Raw genomic sequence first — 374 nt, forward strand, 5'->3', positions numbered from 1 at the left:
TTATTTCGATAATGAAGAATTACTTCTTCTATAAATGTTTTATTTTTCTGTTGGTTTTCACAAATAGATTCTTCAAAAATAGAAGTTTCAAAATCACATGGTTCTAACATAATAGGACTGAAATTTTCCTCATAATGATTAATCATATCTTCTAAATAAACATCTACATTTTTAGAATTCATAGAATCTAATCCCAATAATTCATAGGAAGGCTGGTTAATTAGTTCTTTTTTAAGTTTCAATCTTATGGTTGAATCTATCATCCCTTCATATCCATTTTTCAAATAAGGCAATGTTGTTGCTTTCCTAAATTTTCTAAACAACAAGGTATCTGCTAAGTCCACTTTTACTTTTTCGTAATAAAAATAATATCC

The 374-nt window shown here is 26.2% G+C and carries 1 protein-coding gene; it reads right to left on the reverse strand.

Going from position 1 to position 374, the window contains the following annotated elements; genetic code table 11:
- Positions 1 to 374, reverse strand: a 374-nt coding sequence (locus ACVCZW_RS05770) for a hypothetical protein (RefSeq protein ID WP_452231894.1), incomplete at both ends; no start/stop codon positions are given.

The organism is Lacinutrix sp. MEBiC02595, assembly GCF_053601555.1.